This is a genomic window from Kitasatospora sp. NPDC058492, assembly GCF_042720685.1.
Lineage (GTDB): Bacteria > Actinomycetota > Actinomycetes > Streptomycetales > Streptomycetaceae > Kitasatospora.
The window spans coordinates 21,041-39,484 of sequence record NZ_JBHXMU010000067.1 but is presented as its reverse complement, the minus strand read 5'-3'; the positions used below and the strand labels follow the sequence as shown (position 1 = coordinate 39,484).

Annotated in this window: 12 protein-coding genes; 5 read left to right on the top strand and 7 right to left on the bottom strand. The window is 72.2% G+C overall.

Annotated elements, in window-relative coordinates:
• Positions 1 to 98 precede the first annotated feature (98 nt).
• Positions 99 to 332 carry a hypothetical protein gene (locus ACFWPI_RS32595; protein WP_079135908.1) on the top strand — a complete coding sequence of 78 codons (234 nt, stop codon included), beginning with the start codon at positions 99 to 101 and terminating at the stop codon, positions 330 to 332.
• A gap of 184 nt (positions 333 to 516) precedes the next feature.
• Here the strand turns inward: ACFWPI_RS32595 and pepN are convergent, their stop codons facing one another.
• Both pepN and ACFWPI_RS32585 read right to left on the bottom strand, forming a co-directional pair.
• Positions 517 to 3,099: an aminopeptidase N gene (pepN, locus tag ACFWPI_RS32590; protein ID WP_380376756.1), complete on the bottom strand. Its 2,583-nt coding sequence runs from the start codon at positions 3,097 to 3,099 to the stop codon at positions 517 to 519.
• A 165-nt stretch (positions 3,100 to 3,264) separates the two neighbouring features.
• Complete coding sequence (locus ACFWPI_RS32585; RefSeq protein ID WP_380376758.1) at positions 3,265 to 4,962, bottom strand: PQQ-binding-like beta-propeller repeat protein; 1,698 nt, start codon at positions 4,960 to 4,962, stop codon at positions 3,265 to 3,267.
• A 406-nt stretch (positions 4,963 to 5,368) separates the two neighbouring features.
• Here ACFWPI_RS32585 and ACFWPI_RS32580 point away from each other — a divergent pair, with 406 nt between their 5' ends.
• The 3 genes from ACFWPI_RS32580 (at position 5,369) to ACFWPI_RS32570 (ending at position 10,366) form a co-directional block, all read left to right on the top strand.
• Positions 5,369 to 6,547 (top strand): ROK family transcriptional regulator, encoded by a 1,179-nt coding sequence (locus ACFWPI_RS32580; protein ID WP_063349467.1) that lies wholly within the window; start codon positions 5,369 to 5,371, stop codon positions 6,545 to 6,547.
• Positions 6,548 to 6,791: 244 nt separating this feature from the next.
• Entirely contained in the window at positions 6,792 to 8,699 is a 1,908-nt protein-coding gene (dxs, locus tag ACFWPI_RS32575) for a 1-deoxy-D-xylulose-5-phosphate synthase (protein ID WP_380376763.1), read from the top strand.
• 137 nt (positions 8,700 to 8,836) lie between these two features.
• Positions 8,837 to 10,366, top strand: coding sequence for a glycosyltransferase family 39 protein (locus ACFWPI_RS32570; protein WP_244293472.1), 1,530 nt, complete (start codon positions 8,837 to 8,839; stop codon positions 10,364 to 10,366).
• Positions 10,367 to 10,442: 76 nt separating this feature from the next.
• Here ACFWPI_RS32570 and ACFWPI_RS32565 read toward each other — a convergent pair whose 3' ends face one another.
• The 5 genes from ACFWPI_RS32565 to ACFWPI_RS32545 form a co-directional block, all read right to left on the bottom strand.
• Positions 10,443 to 12,572: a 3-hydroxyacyl-CoA dehydrogenase NAD-binding domain-containing protein gene (locus ACFWPI_RS32565; protein ID WP_063349469.1), complete on the bottom strand. Its 2,130-nt coding sequence runs from the start codon at positions 12,570 to 12,572 to the stop codon at positions 10,443 to 10,445.
• 2 nt (positions 12,573 to 12,574) lie between these two features.
• A complete protein-coding gene (locus tag ACFWPI_RS32560; RefSeq protein ID WP_063349470.1) occupies positions 12,575 to 13,819 on the bottom strand; it encodes an acetyl-CoA C-acyltransferase in 1,245 nt (414 codons plus the stop codon).
• A gap of 238 nt (positions 13,820 to 14,057) precedes the next feature.
• Positions 14,058 to 15,302, bottom strand: coding sequence for an HRDC domain-containing protein (locus tag ACFWPI_RS32555; RefSeq protein ID WP_380376768.1), 1,245 nt, complete (start codon positions 15,300 to 15,302; stop codon positions 14,058 to 14,060).
• A gap of 163 nt (positions 15,303 to 15,465) precedes the next feature.
• Complete coding sequence (locus tag ACFWPI_RS32550) at positions 15,466 to 16,200, bottom strand: response regulator transcription factor (protein ID WP_063349472.1); 735 nt, start codon at positions 16,198 to 16,200, stop codon at positions 15,466 to 15,468.
• Between the two features lie 320 nt (positions 16,201 to 16,520).
• Entirely contained in the window at positions 16,521 to 17,183 is a 663-nt protein-coding gene (locus ACFWPI_RS32545) for a DUF3000 domain-containing protein (RefSeq protein WP_363368843.1), read from the bottom strand.
• 146 nt (positions 17,184 to 17,329) lie between these two features.
• Here ACFWPI_RS32545 and hemE point away from each other — a divergent pair, with 146 nt between their 5' ends.
• Entirely contained in the window at positions 17,330 to 18,433 is a 1,104-nt protein-coding gene (gene hemE / locus ACFWPI_RS32540) for a uroporphyrinogen decarboxylase (protein ID WP_063349474.1), read from the top strand.
• Positions 18,434 to 18,444 lie beyond the last annotated feature (11 nt).

Here is an 18,444-nt window from a genome sequence, read left to right as displayed (position 1 = left end):
CCTGATCCCGCCGCCTGACCCCGGCACTGCGGACGGCCCCCTTCCGGAAGGCCGACCCCGACGCGCGGGGGGTCATAAGCGGCGGGTAAGTTGGAAACGTGGACAAGAGGAACGCTTTGCGAGCCGGCGCGGTCTCCGCAACGGTCACGCTGATGATGCTGCTGTCGTCGCCCGCCATGGCCCTCACCAGGGACGACGGCGACGACCCGGGTCCTGGCCTGAGCGTCGGCCAGACCATCGGCCTGTACGTGCTGATCCCGATCGCCGCCTTCGTGATCATCGCCGCCCTCGCGGGCCTGCCGTACGGCAAGGGCAAGGGCAAGAAGAAGTAACCACCGCGTCCACCAGGACCTGCACGACCCCGAAGGGGCACCGGAGATCTCCGGTGCCCCTTCAGGCGTTCCAGCACCTTGACGGCGCCCGACGGGCCCCAACGGAGCCCCGACGGCGCCCCAACGGAGCCCCGTCGGCGCCCGACGGGACCCCGACCGGGGCCCCGACGGGCGCCTCAGCAGGTCAGCGGCCGGCGCCCGCCGCCCGGTCGACCGCCTGGGCCTTGAGCGCGCGCTCGATCCCGGCCCGGGCCTCGACGACCTGGCGCCGCAGCGCCGGTGCCGGCTCGGCCTCGGTCAGCCACGCGTCGGTCGCGTCCACGGTGGCCTGCGTGACCTGCAGCGCCGGGTACAGCCCGCCGATGATCTGCTGCGAGATCTCGTGGCTGCGGGTCTCCCAGACCTCCTTGACGGCGGCGAAGTACTTGGCCGCGTACGGCGCGAGCAGCTCGCGCTGGTCGGACTGCTGGAAGCCCGCGATGGTCGCTTCCTGGACGTAGTTGGTGAGGGTGTCCGACTCGACGACGGCGGTCCAGGCCTCGGCCTTGGCCTCGGCGGTGGGCCGGGCGGCGCGGCAGGTGGCGGCGTGCTCCTGGCCGGCCGCGGTGTTGTCGCGGGCCAGCTCGGCCGTCACGGCGGCCTCGTCGGCGCGCCCGGTGGCGCAGAGCCGGGTGAGCAGGGTCCAGCGCAGCTCGGTGTCGACGGCGAGGCCCTTGATCTCGGCGGTGCCGTCGAGCAGGTCGGCGAGCAGGCCGAGCTGCCCGTCGGTGCGGGCGACGGAGGCGAGGGTGCGGGCCCAGGAGAGCTGGTGGTCGCTGCCGGGCTCGGAGGAGCGCAGGTGCTCCTCGGCGGCGTCGGCCCACTGGGCGAGGCCCTGCTCGCGCCAGTCGGGGTCGGTGTAGGCGTCGAGGGCGAGCCGGACCTGGCGCTGCACGGACTGCACGACGCCGATGTCGCTCTCCCGCCCGATGCCGGAGAGGGCGAGCGCCAGGTAGTCGCGGGCGGCGAGTTCGCCGTCGCGGGTCATGTCCCAGGCGGAGGCCCAGCACAGGGCGCGCGGCAGCGACTCGGTGAAGCCGCCGAGGTGCTCGGTGACGACGGCCATCGAGTCCTCGTCGAGCCGGATCTTGGCGTAGGAGAGGTCGTCGTCGTTGAGCAGCACGACGGCCGGGCGGTGCCGGCCGACGAGCTCGGGCACCTCGGTGCGCGGGCCGTCGACGTCGAGCTCGATCCGGTCGGTGCGCACCAGCGCGCCGTCGGCGAGCTCGTACAGGCCGATGGCGATGCGGTGCGGGCGCAGCACGGCCTCGCCCTTGGCGCCGGCGGGCAGCGCGGGGGCCTCCTGGAGGACGGTGAAGGACTCGATCTCGCCGTCGGTGTTCAGCGTGATGGCGGGCCGCAGCACGTTGATGCCGGCGGTCTCCAGCCAGGCCTTGGACCAGGTCCGCAGGTCGCGGCCGCTGGCCTCCTCCAGGGCCCCGAGCAGGTCGGCGAGCCGGGTGTTGCCCCAGGCGTGGCGCTTGAAGTAGGTCTGCACGCCCTGGAAGAAGGCGTCCTGGCCGACGTACGCCACCAGCTGCTTGAGCACCGAGGCGCCCTTGGCGTAGGTGATGCCGTCGAAGTTGACCTGGACGTCCTCCAGGTCGTTGATGTCCGCCATGATGGGGTGGGTGGAGGGCAGTTGGTCCTGCCGGTAGGCCCAGGTCTTCATCTGGTTGGCGAACGTGGTCCAGGAGTTCGGCCACTTGGAGCCGGGGGCCTCGGCCTGGCAGACGGCCTCGGCGAAGGTGGCGAAGGACTCGTTGAGCCAGAGGTCGTTCCACCACTCCATGGTGACGAGGTCGCCGAACCACATGTGGGCGAGCTCGTGCAGGATCGTCGCCGCGCGGGCCTCGTAGGCGGCGTCGGTGACCTTGGAGCGGAACACGTACTGGTCGCGCAGGGTGACGGCGCCCGCGTTCTCCATCGCGCCGGCGTTGAACTCCGGGACGAACAGCTGGTCGTACTTGGCGAACGGGTAGGGGAAGTCGAACTTCTCCTGGAAGTAGTCGAAGCCCTGCTTGGTGACGGCGAAGATGTCCTCGGCGTCCAGGAACTCGCGCAGCGAGGGGCGGCAGTAGACGCCCAGCGGCACCTTCTGGTCGCCGTTCTCGTAGGTGTCGAAGACCCCGACGTACGGGCCGGCGACGAGCGCGGTGATGTAGGTGGAGATCCGGCCGGTGGGCTCGAACGTCCAGACCTGCGCGGCGCCCTCGCCGACCGGGATCGGGGTGGGCGAGTTGGAGACGACGACCCAGCCGGTGGGGGCGGTCACGGTGAACGCGAACGCGGCCTTCAGGTCGGGCTGTTCGAAGGAGGCGAAGACGCGGCGGGCGTCCGGCACCTCGAACTGGGTGTACAGGTAGGTCTCGCCGTCGACCGGGTCGACGAACCGGTGCAGGCCCTCACCGGTGTTGGTGTAGGCGCAGTTGGCGACGACGCGCAGCTCGTTCTCGGCGGCCAGGTTCGGCAGCGGGATCCGGCTGTCGGCGAAGCTCTCCGGGTCGAGCGGCGCGCCGTTGAGGGTGATCTCCTCGACGCTCGGCGCGACGAGGTCGATGAACGTGTCCGCGCCGGGGGTCGTGGCCGTGAACCGGACCACGGTGGTGGACCGGAAGGTGCCTCCTTCGCGGGCCGAACTCAGGTCGAGCTCGATGTCGTACGCGTCCACGTGGAGGAGGTCGGCCCGGGTGCGGGCCTCCTCGCGGGTCAGGTTGGTGCCGGGCACTCGCTGCACTCCTTCGTCAGGCTGATGGGGCGAATCCTCCCATGACCCAACGGACGGGCTCCCGGAATAATCACAGGCGGGGCGGGTCCGGACGGATCGCCCGTTCCCGCCCCGCCAGGACGAGCCCCGAGGGCCCGCGTTCGAGGAGTGCTCAGTCCCCCGCCGTCACTTCTTCCACTTGGTCAGCGGCGCGTCGGAGCTGCCGCGGCGGAAGGCGTACACCGCGCTGCCGTCGCTGGAGAGGACGTATTCGGACATGCTCATCCCGATGTCCAGGCCGTTGGGCATGGCCATGGTGCCGAGGTCGGTCATCGAGCCGTCGGCCGGCGAGAGCGTCACCAGGCGGGCGGGCTTGTTGTAGCCCTGGCTGACGATGGCGCGGACCTTGCCGTCCTTGTCGGTGCCGGACACCAGCCGGATGTCCTGGCTGGACGTGGCGCTGGCGGCGGACCAGATCCGCTTGCCGGTGGTCAGGTCGTACGCGTTGACGGCCGACTTGGCGCCGGTGATCTGGGCGTACAGGGTGGTGCCGCTGACCACGTTCTGGGTGTAGGCGTCGGACTGGCCGGACAGCCGCAGGCTGTCCGCGCCGGGCTCCTTGACCGACATCTGGTTGCCGGGCTTGTTGCTCTTGTCGAACGGCAGGATGTAGTCGCCGTTGGGGCCGCTGCTCATCAGCAGCACCAGCGGCTGGTCCTGGACGACCTTGTCGATCCGCTCGATGCTGCCGGTGAGGGTGATCGGCGTGCTGGCGGCCTTGCCGCTGTCGGCGTCCACGACGACCAGCTGCGACTTCGGGCCGGAGCCGCCGTAGCAGCGGTCGCTGACCGCGATCTGGCTGCCGGCTGCGCGGCCGTAGAGGCTGCAGTCCTTGTCGCGCGGCTGGAACTGCCAGGCCGCCGAGCCGTTGTCGATGTTCAGGCCGCCGACCACGTTGCCGCCGATGGCGACCACCTTGTCGGTGACGCTGAGCGTCGGCGAGGACATCCGGTCGGTGGAGACCTTGACGCTCCAGAGCAGCTTGCCCTGGCTGACGTCGACGGCGCCGATGGTGGAGCAGTCGCTGTCACCGGTGTTGAAGGAGACGGCGGCGATGTTCTTCGAGTTGGTCGAGTAGGAGGCGGTGCACACCTCCTTGCTGCCGGCCGGGACCGGGATGTTCCAGGCCTCCTTGCCGTCGGAGGTGTTGTACGCCCGGATGCCGGTGCTGTCGGCGCGCACCGCGACCTTGTCGCTGCCCCAGATGCCGAGCAGCTGCGAGCCGCTGTCCGCGGTGGCGGCCTTGGGGGCGTTCCAGGCGATGTTGTACCCGGCCCCGCCGGTGTTGCCACCGGTGCTGCTGCCGGTGGTGCCGTCGGCGGTCGGGGCGTTGGTGGTGGTGCCGCCGGACGTGGTGGTGCCGCCGGAGGTGGCGTTCGGCGTGGGGTCGGGGTCGTTGCCCTTGAGGAGCACGACCAGCCCGGCGACGATGGCGATCGCCAGGACGCCGCCGATGATCCCGCCCCACAGCATCACGGGGTTGCGCTGCTTGGGCGCGGGGGGCACCGGCGCGCCCGGGTAGTACCCGGGCTGCTGCTGCGGGTATCCGTAGCCGGCGCCGTAGGCCTGCCCGCCGTCCGGCGCGCCGTAGGCACCACCGGGCATCGGGTCGTACGGGCCGACCGGCGCACCGGCCGGCGGCGGCGGAGCCTGGCTGGGGAAGGCGGCCGCGGTCGGCGCGTACGGCTGGTAGCCGGCACCGGCACCGGCACCGGCACCGGCACCGGCGGCGGGCGGCTGCGCGGGCGGAGCCGGCGGCTGGGCCGGCGGCGGCCCGGCGGGCGAGGCCGGGCGCGGGATCGCCGCGCCGTCGAGTTGTGTCATCTGGTCCGCCACGGCGGCCGGGTCCACGCCGCCGGGCGGGCGCCCGAACGAGACGCCCCGATTGTCCTGCGGGCTGCTGCCCGACGCTTCGCCTGCCCCCGGCGTAGGGTGATCCCCTGCCATCTGATTCCCCGTCATTCCTGGAAGCGTCCCCCTGCCGATACCGCCCCGCGGTCCGGGGGGACGCGTGAGATAGGGCACCATGCTAGTGGCGGGTGTTTTTCGGTCGAACCCAGGACTCCGCAGGCCCGTTTCCGTCCGTTCCCCCGCCGCTTCCGGGCCCGCCGCCACCGGCCCCCGTCGTACCGCCCAGGTCCGATCCGCGCCGATCCACGGCACAGGCCCTACCCTTCAGGAGTTGAAGGGGACGTCCGGCGGAGGGGTCCCCGCCCTGGGAGGGTGGATCATGTCGACGGACACACCGGGCTCGCAGTCGTCCTTGCACCGGGCGAACCTGGAGCGGGTGCTGCGCGCGGTGCGGACGGCCGGTTCGCTGACCCAGGCCGAGATCGCCCGCGGCACCGGCCTGTCCGCGGCCACCGTCTCCAACATCGTGCGGGAGTTGAAGGAGAGCGGCACCGTCGTGGTCGCCGACACCTCCTCCGGCGGCCGGCGGGCGCGCAGCGTCTCGCTCAGCGGGGACGCGGGCATCGTGGTGGGCATCGACTTCGGCCACACCCACCTGCGGGTCGCGGTCGGCAACCTCGCGCACCGGGTGCTCGCCGAGGAGAGCGCCCCGATCGACGTGGACGTCTCCGCCGCGCAGGGCTTCGACCGGGCCGAGGCGATGGTGGAACGGCTGCTCCGGCAGGCCGGGTTCCGCCCGGAGAAGGTGATCGGCGTCGGCCTCGGCGTGCCCGGCCCGATCGACGTGGAGACCGGCGCGCTGGGCTCCACCGCGATCCTGCCCGGCTGGACGGGCATCGCCCCGGGCCGGGAGCTGGCCGAGCGGCTCGGCATGCCGGTGCACGTGGACAACGACGCCAACCTGGGCGCGCTCGGCGAACTGGTCTGGGGGGCCGGGCGGGGGCTGAGCGACCTCGCGTACATCAAGGTCGCCAGCGGGGTCGGCGCCGGACTGGTGGTCAACGGCCAGATCTACCGCGGGCCGGGCGGTACCGCCGGTGAGATCGGGCACATCACCCTGGACGAGGCCGGGCCGGTCTGCCGCTGCGGCAACCGCGGCTGTCTGGAGACCTTCGTGGGCTCCCGCTACCTGCTCTCCCTGCTGACCCCGACCCTCGGGCCGGACCTCACCCTGCCCCGGGTGGTCGAGCTGGCCCATCAGGGTGACCTCGGCTGCCGCCGGGTGATCGCCGACGCCGGCCGGCAGATCGGCACCGGCGTCGCGACCCTGTGCAACCTGCTCAACCCGCGCCGGGTGATCCTCGGTGGCGACCTCGCCGAGGCCGGTGAGCTGGTGCTCTCCCCGATCCGCGACTCGGTGGCCCGTTACGCCATCCCGAGCGCCGCCCGCCAGCTCTCGGTGGTCCCCGGCACGCTGGGCGGCCGGGCCGAGGTGCTCGGCGCGCTGGCGCTGGTGATGAGCGAGATGGGGGAGTCCGGGGCGCTGGGGCGCGGCTGAGCCGCCGCGGCCCGGATCGCGCCCGAACATTCATTCGTCAATCCAGGGTGACGCGCGACCCCGGGCCGACCTCCGGGAATGGCGGTAACGGGTCGGTGGCACCGGCCGCGCCGCTCGGTGTCCGGCAAGCGGACATTAGACTCGACCGGTCGGCACCGGCCGCGACCGCCGGCCCGCCGCCAGACCGGGCAGCGACGCCCGTCGGACCGCCCGCGGTCCGCGAACACTGAACGAGGAGGAACGGGTGGCCCTGCTGACCCGCATTCGGGGACCGCGTGATCTCGACCGGCTCACGCCGGGACAGCTGGCCGCACTGGCCCAGGAGATCCGGACCTTCCTGGTGACCGAGGTCGCCAAGACGGGCGGCCACCTCGGCCCCAACCTCGGCGTGGTGGAGCTCACCATCGCGCTGCACCGGGTCTTCGACTCGCCGCGCGACCGCATCCTCTTCGACACCGGCCACCAGAGCTACGTCCACAAGCTGCTCACCGGCCGCCAGGACTTCTCGATGCTGCGGATGAAGGGCGGCCTGTCCGGCTACCCGTCCCGCGCCGAGTCCGAGCACGACGTGATCGAGAACTCGCACGCCTCCACCGTGCTCTCCTACGCCGACGGCCTGGCCAAGGCCAACAAGATCCTCGGCAAGCCGGATCCGGTCGTCGCGGTCATCGGCGACGGCGCGCTCACCGGCGGCATGGCCTGGGAGGCGCTCAACAACATCGCCGACGCCAAGGACCGCCCGCTGGTCATCGTCGTCAACGACAACGAGCGCTCCTACTCGCCGACCATCGGCGGCCTGGCCAACCACCTCGCCACCCTGCGCACCACCCAGGGCTACGAGCGCTTCCTCTCCTGGGGCAAGGACGCGCTGCAGCGCACCCCGGTGGTCGGCCAGCAGCTGTTCGAGACGCTGCACGGCGCCAAGAAGGGCCTCAAGGACTTCATCGCCCCGCAGGGCATGTTCGAGGACCTCGGCATCAAGTACATCGGCCCGATCGACGGCCACGACCTGACCGCCCTGGAGTCCGCGCTGACCAAGGCGCGCGGCTTCGGCGGCCCGGTGATCGTGCACTGCCTCACCGAGAAGGGCCGCGGCTACCACGCCGCGGAGAACAACGACGAGGACCGCTTCCACGCGGTCGGCAAGATCCACCCGGAGACCGGTCTGCCGATCCAGAACGCCGGCGGCCGGAGCTGGACCTCGGTCTTCGCCGAGGAGATGGTCGCGCTCGGCCACGAGCGGGACGACATCGTCGGCATCACCGCCGCCATGCTCCACCCGGTCGGCCTCGCGCCCTTCGCCGAGGCCTTCCCGGACCGCATCTTCGACGTCGGCATCGCCGAGCAGCACGCCGTCACCAGCGCCGCCGGCCTGGCCACCAACGGGCTGCACCCGGTCTTCGCGGTCTACGCGACCTTCCTGAACCGGGCCTTCGACCAGGTCCTGATGGACGTCGCCCTGCACAAGCTGGGCGTCACCTTCGTGCTCGACCGGGCCGGCGTCACCGGCGACGACGGCGCCTCGCACAACGGCATGTGGGACATGTCGATGCTGCAGATTGTCCCGACCCTGCGGCTGGCCGCCCCGCGCGACGCCGACCAGGTCCGCGCCCAGCTGCGCGAGGCCGTCGAGGTCAAGGACGCCCCGACCGTGGTCCGCTACTCCAAGGGCACCGTCGGCCCGGCCGTCCCGGCGGTCGGCCGGATCGGCGGCATGGACGTGCTGCGCGCCGCCGAGGAGCCGGGCGGCACGCACCGCGCGGACGTGCTGGTCGTCTCGGTCGGCGCGATGGCCGCCACCAGCCTGGAGGTCGCGGACCTGCTGGCCGCCCGGGGCATCACCGCCACCGTGGTGGACCCGCGCTGGGTCAAGCCGGTGGACGCCGCCCTGCCGGGCCTGGCGGCCGAGCACCGGGTGGTCGTCACGATCGAGGACAACGGCCGGGTGGGCGGTGTCGGCGCCGCGGTGGCGCAGGCGCTGCGCGACGCGGACGTGGATCTGCCGGTGCGCGACTTCGGGATTCCGCAGGAGTTCCTGGACCACGCGAGCCGGAACGAGATCCTGGCCGAGATCGGCCTGAACGCCCCGGACATCGCCCGAAAGGTGACGGCCCTGGTCGCCAGCCTGGACGCGGCTCGGGTCGAGGCCTGAGAACGGGCCCGGAGCGCGTTCCACCGACGACTGTTCGTCGTAGCCCTGTAACAGTTCGTCACGAAACAAGCTGACAATCGCACCGAAAGGCGGGACCGGCGCCGCCCGCGCCGATCCCGCCCGGTAGGTTGTCATCCGTGCCCACCCCCACCCGCTTCCGCCTCGCCGGACTGGCCGAGCGCCTGCCCGAGCGCGTCCGTACCCATGTGCAGACCGGGTACTGGACGAGGCTGGTGCCGGTGCTCGCGCTGGTCGCACTGCTCACCCACATCCCGTCCTTCGCCCGGCCCGTCTGGAGCCCCGACGAGGGGTTCCTGGCCACCCAGGCCCGGATGCTGGCCGACGGCGGAGTGCTGTACGACACCGTGGTGGACCGCAAGCCGCCGTTGCTCCCCTGGCTCTACCAGGCCTGCTTCACGATCTTCGGCTCCGCCTCGCTGTGGCCGCTGCGCACCCTGGCGGTGGGCGCCCACCTGGTCACCGCGATCCTGCTGGCGTCCATCGCCCGCGGCCGCTGGGGCAACCGGGCCGGGGCCGGCGCGGGACTGCTCTACCTGCTGGTCTCCATCGGGCTCTCCCCGGAGGACACCCAGGCGGCGACCTTCGAGGTCTTCATGCTGCCCGCCATGGTGGCCGCGTTCCGGTACGCCGAGCGCCGCCGCTGGCTGGCCGCGGGCATCGCGGTGGCGCTCTGCTCGCTGACCAAGCAGACCGGCGGCGCGGTGCTGCTGCCGGTGCTCTGGATGCTGTTCCAGGACGCCCGCCGGCGCGGGGTGCGCTGGCCGCCCGCCCTGTTCAAGATCGGCTTCGGCTTCATCCTGCCGATAGCGCTGGTCGCGGTCATCCTGACCAAGCCCAAGGGCTTCCTGTTCTGGGTGGTCACCGGCAGCGGGGACTACGCCTCCTTCGGCGGCGCCTGGCTCCAGATGATCGGCCGCGCGCTCGGCAACTCGGCCATCCTGGTCGCGGCCGGGCTGGGCTTCCTGCTCCCGGTCGGGCGCCGGCTCTGGCTCAAGCACCGCCACCGGCCGCTGCCCGTCGCCGGGGAGGAGCACGGCTCCACCGGGGACCTGTGGGTCTGGCTGGCCTCCTCGGTCGTCGCGGTCAGCGTGGGCTTCCACTTCTTCGGCCACTACTACCTGCAGCTGATCCCCCCGCTGGTGCTGCTGGGCACCGGGGCGGTGGCCACCTCGGCGGTCCGCTGGAAGCCCGTCCTGGTGTACACCACGGTCGCCTCGACGGTCTTCTGGGCGCTGGCCCTGGCCTGGCCGGGGGAGCGGCTCAACCGCACCACCGAGGTCGCCACCGCGGTCGCCGCCCAGACCACCCCCAAGGACACCGTCCTGGTCTGGGGCATGCACCCCGAGCTGTACTGGCTGGCCGACCGCAAGCCCGCCACCCGCTACCTGACCGCCGGCTTCCTGACCAACTACAGCGGCGGCAAGGACGGCAACGCCAACGTGGGCGAGCAGTTCAGCGTCAGCAACGCCTGGCAGACCTTCGACAAGGAGCTCGCCGACAACCTGCCCGAGGTCGTGGTGGACGACTCCGGCATCGCCCCGTACCAGCCGGTGCTGGTCCCGCGGATCGAGAACCTGCTGGACACCCACTACGAGATGGTCGGCGTCTTCGCCGACACCGTGGTCTACCGCCTCAAGAAGAGCTGACCACCCCCCCCGCACACGCCGGAGCCCCGGTGACCGTCCAGGTCACCGGGGCTCCGGCATGCGGTGGCGCTGCGCGTTACGCGGGCACCGAGGCCACGCCGGGGGCGAGGAAGCGCTTGCCGTTCACCCGCTCCGAGACGCCCTCGCGGTCCAGGTACGGGGTGATCCCGCCCAGGTGGAAGGGCCAGCCGGCGCCGGTGATCATGCAGAGGTCGATGTCCTGCGCCTCGGCGACGACACCCTCCTCCAGCATCAGGCCGATCTCCTGGGCCACGGCCTCCAGGGAGCGGTTCAGGACCTGCTCCTCGGTCAGCACGGTGTCGCCGAAGGACAGCAGCTCCAGCACCTCGGGGTCGAGGACCTGCTTGCCGTCCACCCAGGTGTAGAAGCCGCGCTTGCCGGCCTTGACCACCTTGCCGAGGTTCTCGGAGACGGCGAACCGCTCCGGGAACGCGCCGTGCAGGGTCTCCGAGACGTGCAGCGCGATGGCCGGGCCGACCAGCTCCAGCAGCACGATCGGGGACATCGGCAGGCCGAGCGGCTCGACGCCCTTCTCGACGGTGGCGATCGGGGTGCCCTCGTCGATGATGGTCTGGATCTCGCCCATGAAGCGGGTCAGGATCCGGTTCACCACGAACGCCGGGGCGTCCTTGACCAGCACCGAGGTCTTCTTCAGCTTCTTCGAGACGCCGAAGGCGGTGGCCAGCGAGGCGTCGTCGGTCTGCTCGCCGCGGACGATCTCCAGCAGCGGCAGGATCGCGACCGGGTTGAAGAAGTGGAAGCCGACGACCCGCTCGGGGTGCTTCAGCTTCGAGGCCATCTCGGTGACCGACAGCGAGGAGGTGTTGGTCGCCAGCACGCAGGTCGGCGAGACCACGTTCTCCAGGTCCGCGAAGACGGTCTGCTTGACGCCCATCTCCTCGAACACGGCCTCGATCACGAAGTCCGCGTCGCCGAAGGCGGCGGCCTTGTCGAGCGAGCCGCTGACCAGGCCCTTGAGACGGTTGGCCTTGTCCTGGCCGATCCGACCCTTGCCGAGCAGCTTGTCGATCTCGGCGTGGACGTAGCCGACGCCCTTGTCGACGCGCTCCTGGTCGATGTCGGTGAGGACCACCGGCACCTCCAGACGGCGGGCGAACAGCAGCGCCAGCTGCGAGGCCATCAGACCGGCGCCGACGACGCCGACCTTGTTGACCTGGCGGGCCAGCGACTTGTCCGGCGCGCCGACCGGGCGCTTGGCCCGGCGCTGCACCAGGTTGAAGGCGTAGATGCCGCTGCGCAGCTCGCCGCTCATGATGAGGTCGGCCAGGGCGGCGTCCTCGGCGTCGAAGCCGGCCTGGAGGTCGGAGTCCTTGACCTGCTGGATGATGTCCAGCGCCTTGTAGGCGGCCGGTGCGGCGCCGTGCACCTTGGCGTCGGCGACCAGGCGGCCCCAGGCGACGGCGTCGTCCCAGGCCTTGCCGCGGTCGATCTCCTCGCGCTCGACGACGACGTCGCCCTTGAGGACCTTGGCGGCCCACAGCAGCGACTGCTCCAGGAAGTCGGCCGGCTCGAAGATCGCGTCGGCGATCCCCAGCTCGAACACGTCCTTGCCCTTGAGCTGCTTGTTCTGGTTCATCGAGTTCTCGATGATGACCTTGATCGCCTTCGAGGGGCCGATCAGGTTCGGCAGCAGGGTGCAGCCGCCCCAGCCGGGGACGAGGCCCAGGAAGACCTCCGGCAGCGAGAACGCCGGGACGCCCGCGCTGACCGTGCGGTAGGTGGCGTGCAGGCCGACCTCGACGCCGCCGCCCATCGCCGCGCCGTTGTAGAAGGCGAAGGAGGGGACGGGCAGCGCGGCGATCCGCTTGAAGACCTCGTGGCCGCCCTTGCCGATGGCCAGCGCGTCCGCGTGCTCCTTGAGCAGCTCGACGCCCTTGAGGTCGGCGCCGACCGCGAAGATGAACGGCTTGCCGGTGACCGCGACGGCGACGACCTTGCCCTCGGCGGCCTCGGCCTCGACCTGGTCCAGCGCGGCGGACAGCTTCAGCAGCGAGCCCGGGCCGAAGGTGGTCGGCTTGGTGTGGTCGAAGCCGTTGTCCAGGGTGATCAGGGCCAGCTTGCCGGCCTGCAGCGGCAGGTCCAGGTGGCGCACGTGCGCGGTCGTGACGACCTCGCCCGGGAACAGCTCGGCGCCGTGCTGCAGCAGCTCAGTGGTGCTCGTCATGTTCACTTACCACCCTCGAGCTCGGACGACTTTTCCGCTCCGCTCCAGTGCGGGTTCTCCCAGATGACGGTCCCGCCCATGCCGAACCCGATGCACATCGTGGTGAGGCCGTAGCGGACGTCCGGGCGCTGCTCGAAGCGGCGGGCCAGCTGGTTCATCAGGCGCACGCCGGAGGAGGCCAGCGGGTGGCCGAAGGCGATCGCACCGCCGTACGGGTTGACGCGCTCGTCGTCGTCCGCGATGCCGTAGTGGTCCAGGAAGGACAGCACCTGGACGGCGAAGGCCTCGTTGACCTCGAAGGCCTGGATGTCGTCGATGGTCAGACCGGCCTTGGCCAGCGCCTTCTCGGTGGCCGGCACCGGGCCGATGCCCATGACCTCGGGCTCCACGCCCGCGAAGGCGTAGGAGACCAGGCGCATCTTGACCGGGAGGCCGAGCTCCTCGGCGACGTCCTCGGCGGCCAGCAGCGAGGCGGTGGCGCCGTCGTTGAGGCCGGCCGAGTTGCCCGCGGTGATGTTGCCGTGCGGGCGGAAGGGGGTCTTCAGGCCGGCCAGGCTCTCCATCGTGGTGCCCGGGCGCATCGGCTCGTCCACGGTGGCCAGGCCCCAGCCGGTCTCGCCGACCTCGGGGTTGGTGTTGCGGATCGAGATCGGCACCAGGTCGGGCTGGATGTCGCCGTTGGCGTACGCCTTGGCGGCCTTCTCCTGCGAGCGCACGGCGTAGGCGTCGCAGCGCTCCTTGGTCAGGTGCGGGAACCGGTCGTGCAGGTTCTCCGCGGTCATGCCCATGAACAGGGCGGACTCGTCGACCAGCTTCTCGGAGACGAAGCGCGGGTTCGGGTCGACGCCCTCGCCCATCGGGTGGCGGCCCATGTGCTCGACGCCGCCGGCCACGACCACGTCGTACGCGCCGAAGGCGATGCCGCCGGCGGTGGCGGTCACGGCCGTGAGCGCACCGGCGCACATGCGGTCGATCGAGTAGCCGGGGACGGACTTGGGCAGGCCGGACAGCAGGGCGGCGGTGCGCCCGATGGTCAGACCCTGGTCGCCGATCTGCGTGGTGGCCGCGATGGCGACCTCGTCGATGCGCTCGACGGGCAGGTTCGGGTTACGGCGCACGAGCTCCCGGATGCACTTGACGACCAGGTCGTCGGCGCGCGTCTCGTGGTAGATGCCCTTCGGGCCGGCCTTGCCGAACGGGGTGCGGACGCCATCGACGAAGACGACGTCCCTCGCGGTACGAGGCACGGGGGCTCTCCTCCCAGGGACCAACATTTGAGGTGGGCAGGCTGCCGCCGGTGAAGACCCGAGCGGCGCCGCTCCACCGCCATGCTACCGGTCGGTAACCAACCTGCCCAGGCCTCACGGAGGGTTCACCCCGTGTGTCCCGCGACACGTCCGACCGGCGGGGTTCGAAAGACGGACCCCGGATACGCCGAAGGGGGCGCCGTCACAAGGACGGCGCCCCCTCCGGACACACCCCGGGTCAGTCCTGGGCGGCCGCGGCCTCGGCGAACGCGGCGGCCATCACCGGCGCCACCAGGTCGACCTGCCACTGCCGGGCGCCGAGCCGGCGCAGTGCGGCGGCCACGCCCGCGGCGGCCGGATCGGCCGGCGGCTCCCAGGAGACCCGGCGCACCAGGTCCGGGGTGATCAGGTTCTCGGCCGGCAGGTTGTGCCGCTCGGCGAGGTCCGCGACCGCGGCGCGCGCCCCGGACAGCCGGGCGGCGGCCACCGGGTCCTTCTCGGCCCAGGCCCGCGGCGGCGGCGGCCCGTCGTGCGGCGCGGAGGCCGGCGGCAGCTGGTTCTCCGGGACTTCCCGGCCCCGCTGGACGGCCGCCAGCCACTGCTCCAGCTGGCGCCGGTGCACCCGCGGCCCGAAGCCCTGGACGCCCTGCAGCGCGGCGATGTTCAGCGGCATGGCCAGCGCGGCGTTGACGATCGCGGCGTCCGAGAGCACCCGGCCCGGCGAGACGTCGCGCTCCTGCGCCAGCCGGTCCCGGGCCAGCCACAGCTCGCGCACCACGGCCAGCTGGCGGCGCCGGCGGACCTTGTGCAGCTGCGAGGTGCGGCGCCACGGGTCGGTGCGCGGTGCCGGGCGCGGTGCGGCGGCGATCGCCGCGAACTCCTCCAGCGCCCAGCCGAGCTTGCCCTGGGCGTCCAGCTCCTGTTCGAGTGCGTCGCGCAGCTCGACCAGCACCTCGACGTCCAGAGCGGCGTAGCGCAGCCACGGCTCGGGCAGCGGGCGGGTGGACCAGTCGACCGCGGAGTGCTCCTTGGCCAGGCTCAGCCCGAGCACGCTCTCGGTCATCGGCCCGAGGCCGACCCGGGCGAAGCCGGCGATCCGCCCGGCCAGCTCGGTGTCGAACAGCTGCCGGGGTCTCATGCCGACCTCGGCCAGGCAGGGCAGGTCCTGGGTGGCCGCGTGCACCACCCATTCGGTGTCGGCGAGGGCCTCGCCCAGGCCGCTGAGGTCGGGGCAGGCGATCGGGTCGATCAGCGCACTGCCGGCGCCCGCGCGGCGCAGCTGGATGAGGTACGCGCGCTGCCCGTAGCGGTAGCCGGAGGCCCGCTCGGCGTCGACGGCGACCGGTCCGGTGCCCCCGGCGAAGGCGGCGACGGTGGCGGCCAGCGCCTGCTCGTCCGCCACGACGGGCGGGATCCCCTCCTTCGGTTCGAGGAGCGGGACCGGGGCTGCTTCTTCTGGGATGGCTGCTACGGCGTCGGTCACCCACCAAGGGTACGACGGTCCTCGCGGCCGGGAGTGTTGTCGGACTGGTCAGACCGGGTCCGTGACTATGCCACGGGGCCCGGGCGGTGGCCGAGGGGCACGGCTACGGCGGCCGAGGAGGAAACGTTCCTCCTCGGCCGCCGTGGCGGGGCCGTCCGAGGACTCAGTGGATGATGCCGGTGCGCAGCGCGACCGCGACCATCCCGGCGCGGTCGCCGGTGCCCAGCTTGCGGGCGATCCGGGCGAGGTGGCTCTTGACGGTGAGTGCCGACAGGCCCATCGCCACCCCGATCGCCTTGTTCGACTGTCCTTCGGCGACCAGCCGCAGCACCTCGACCTCACGGCCCGACAGCTCGCGGTAGGCGGACTGCTGCGTGCCCGGCGCACCGGGCGCACCGGGGGCTCCGTGGGTTCCGTGGGCGCCCGGCGCACCCACGGCGCCCGGCATGCCCGGCATGCCGGGGCGGCGCATCCGCCCGGCCAGCCCGGCGGCGCCGAGCGGCAGGCCCGGGCGGCCGGGCATCGCCACGTTGGTGCGGGTGCCCGTGACGACGTATCCCTTGACGCCGCCGGCCAGCGCGCTGCGCACGGCGCCGATGTCGTCGGCGGCGGACAGGGCCAGGCCGTTGGGCCAGCCCGCGGCGCGTGTCTCGGCCAGGATGGTCAGGCCGGAGCCGTCCGGCAGGTGTACGTCGGCGACGCAGATGTCGCGCGGGGTGGAGACCCGGGGGCGGGCCTCGGCGATCGAGGACACTTCGATCACGTCCCGGACGCCGAGCGCCCACAGATGGCGGGTGACGGTGTTTCGGACACGGGGATCGGCGATGACCACCATGGCGGTGGGCTTGGTCGGCCGGTAGGCGACCACGTTTGCGGGGTGCTCAAGAAGGACCGACACCAGGCCTCCTGCGGGGAGTGGCGGACGGAACCCCGAGGGGGCGGTCGGAGTGTTCCGCGTTCGGAAAGGGTCACAGTCTGCTTCGGCAGCTACCGTGCCCGGCTTTAGCGAAAGATCACGATCTAGTGAGTAACAATACGGACAAATCGCGCATATGAGTGATGCGACCCGTCCTGAATTCGCACAAAATCGATCAGATCTGGTGCTGATCGGTCGGTTTCAACCGGTTAATTGACCCAGAGCGGGATCGAAGTCACACTCCGTCAGCCCTGGGGGTGGCATCGGGGCCGCCGGGGCCGCCCGGCCCGGGGCGCCACTCCTCAGTGCGAACGAGGACGCCGCCGCGCGGGCATCGGGACCACCCCACCGAGTGACGGCACATCGGCCGGCGCCTGCGGGGCCGGCGCGGCCGGCGGCAGGCCGGCGCTGATGCACAGCAGGTCCCCCCAGGCCGCCAGGTGCCGCTCGAACCGGCCGTCGGCCGGCGTCCAGGAGGCCCGGATCTCGATCTCGGTCGAGGACGGGCGGTCCGCCAGCCCGCCGAAGTACTGCGAGGCGCAGTGGCTCACCGTGCCGGACGGCTCCGCGTACCCGGCCCCGTGCGCCTGCAGCGAGTCCAGCAGCCAGGCCCAGCCGACCTCCGAGAGCATCGGGTCGCCGGCCATCTCCGGCTCCAGCTCCGCCCGGGTCATCGTCACCACCCGGAACTCCCCGTTCCAGGCCTCCTGCCCGGCCGGGTCGTACAGCAGCACCAGCCGGCCGTCCGCCAGCTCCTCGCCGTCCACCTCCACCGAGGCGGTCACCGCGAACGCGTACGGGGCCAGCCGGCGCGGGGCCGGCGCGGGGGAGAGCTGGATCTCGGGCCGCAGCCGGGCGCCGTCGAGGGCCTCCACGGCGGCCCGGAACTCGCTCGGAGCCCCCTCCCGACCTGTTCCGCCACCTGCTCCGCCACCCTGCGCGGGGTGCCCGCCGACCGCTGCCATGACCCGAAGACTAGGTCGAAAACCGCGGTTAAGGCCGCAACTTCCGTCCGAGCGGCGTGCCGGAACGGCAAACCCGGCCAGATCTTGGAGGAACCGACGAGACCGGCCGGGAAGAGCGCCCCGAGGCGCATGCGAAGATTTGGACCGTGAGCGAGACTACGGCAGACACCACGGCGGCCACCCCCGACGGCCGGCCCACCCCCGCGCGCCGCGGCGCCGCGCACGACTCCGCGTTCCTGCGCGCCTGCCGGCACGAGCCCGTGCCGCACACCCCGGTGTGGTTCATGCGCCAGGCCGGCCGCTCGCTGCCGGAGTACCTGAAGGTCCGCGAGGGCATCCCCATGCTGGAGTCCTGCATGCGGCCCGAGCTGGTCAAGGAGATCACCCTCCAGCCGGTCCGCCGGCACAAGGTGGACGCGGCGATCTTCTTCAGCGACATCGTGGTGCCGCTCAAGGCCGTCGGCATCGACGTCGAGATCAAGCCCAACGTCGGCCCGGTCATCGCCGACCCGATCCGCACCGCCGAGGACCTCAAGCGGCTGCGCCCGCTGGAGCCCGACGACGTCCCCTACATCACCGAGGCCGTCGGCCTGCTGGTGGACGAACTCGGCGAGACCCCGCTGATCGGCTTCGCCGGCGCCCCCTACACGCTGGCCAGCTACCTGGTCGAGGGCGGCCCGTCCAAGAACCACGAGCACACCAAGGCCATGATGTACGGGCAGCCCGAGCTGTGGGCCGCCCTGGTCGACCGGCTCGCCGACATCACCTCCACCTTCCTGAAGGTGCAGATCGAGGCCGGCGCCTCGGCCGTCCAGCTCTTCGACTCCTGGGTCGGCTCGCTCGCCCCCGACGACTACCGCCGCTCGGTCATGCCGTCCAGCACCAAGGTCTTCGACGCCGTCGCCTCCTACGGCGTGCCGCGGATCCACTTCGGCGTCGGCACCGGCGAGCTCCTCGGCCTGATGGGCCAGGCCGGCGCGGACATCGTCGGCGTCGACTGGCGGGTGCCGCTGAACGTCGCGGCCGAGCGGGTCGGCCCCGGCAAGGGCCTCCAGGGCAACCTAGACCCGGCCGTGCTGTTCGCCCCCACCAAGGTCGTCGAGACCAAGGCCCGCGAGGTGCTGCACGCCGCCCAGGCCCTCGGCACCAGCGGCCACATCTTCAACCTCGGCCACGGCGTCCTGCCGTCCATGGACCCGGACGCCCTCTCCCGTCTCGTCGCCTTCGTCCACGAGGCCAGCGCCCGCTGACCCCGGCGGCG

Coding starts and splice junctions, on each gene's coding strand:
- ACFWPI_RS32585 (WP_380376758.1), bottom strand. CDS start 4,962: ATGACACAACTCGACGGCGCGGCGATCCCGCGCCCGGCCTCGCCCGCC.
- ACFWPI_RS32580 (WP_063349467.1), top strand. CDS start 5,369: ATGTCGACGGACACACCGGGCTCGCAGTCGTCCTTGCACCGGGCGAAC.
- ACFWPI_RS32565 (WP_063349469.1), bottom strand. CDS start 12,572: ATGACGAGCACCACTGAGCTGCTGCAGCACGGCGCCGAGCTGTTCCCG.
- ACFWPI_RS32545 (WP_363368843.1), bottom strand. CDS start 17,183: ATGGCAGCGGTCGGCGGGCACCCCGCGCAGGGTGGCGGAGCAGGTGGC.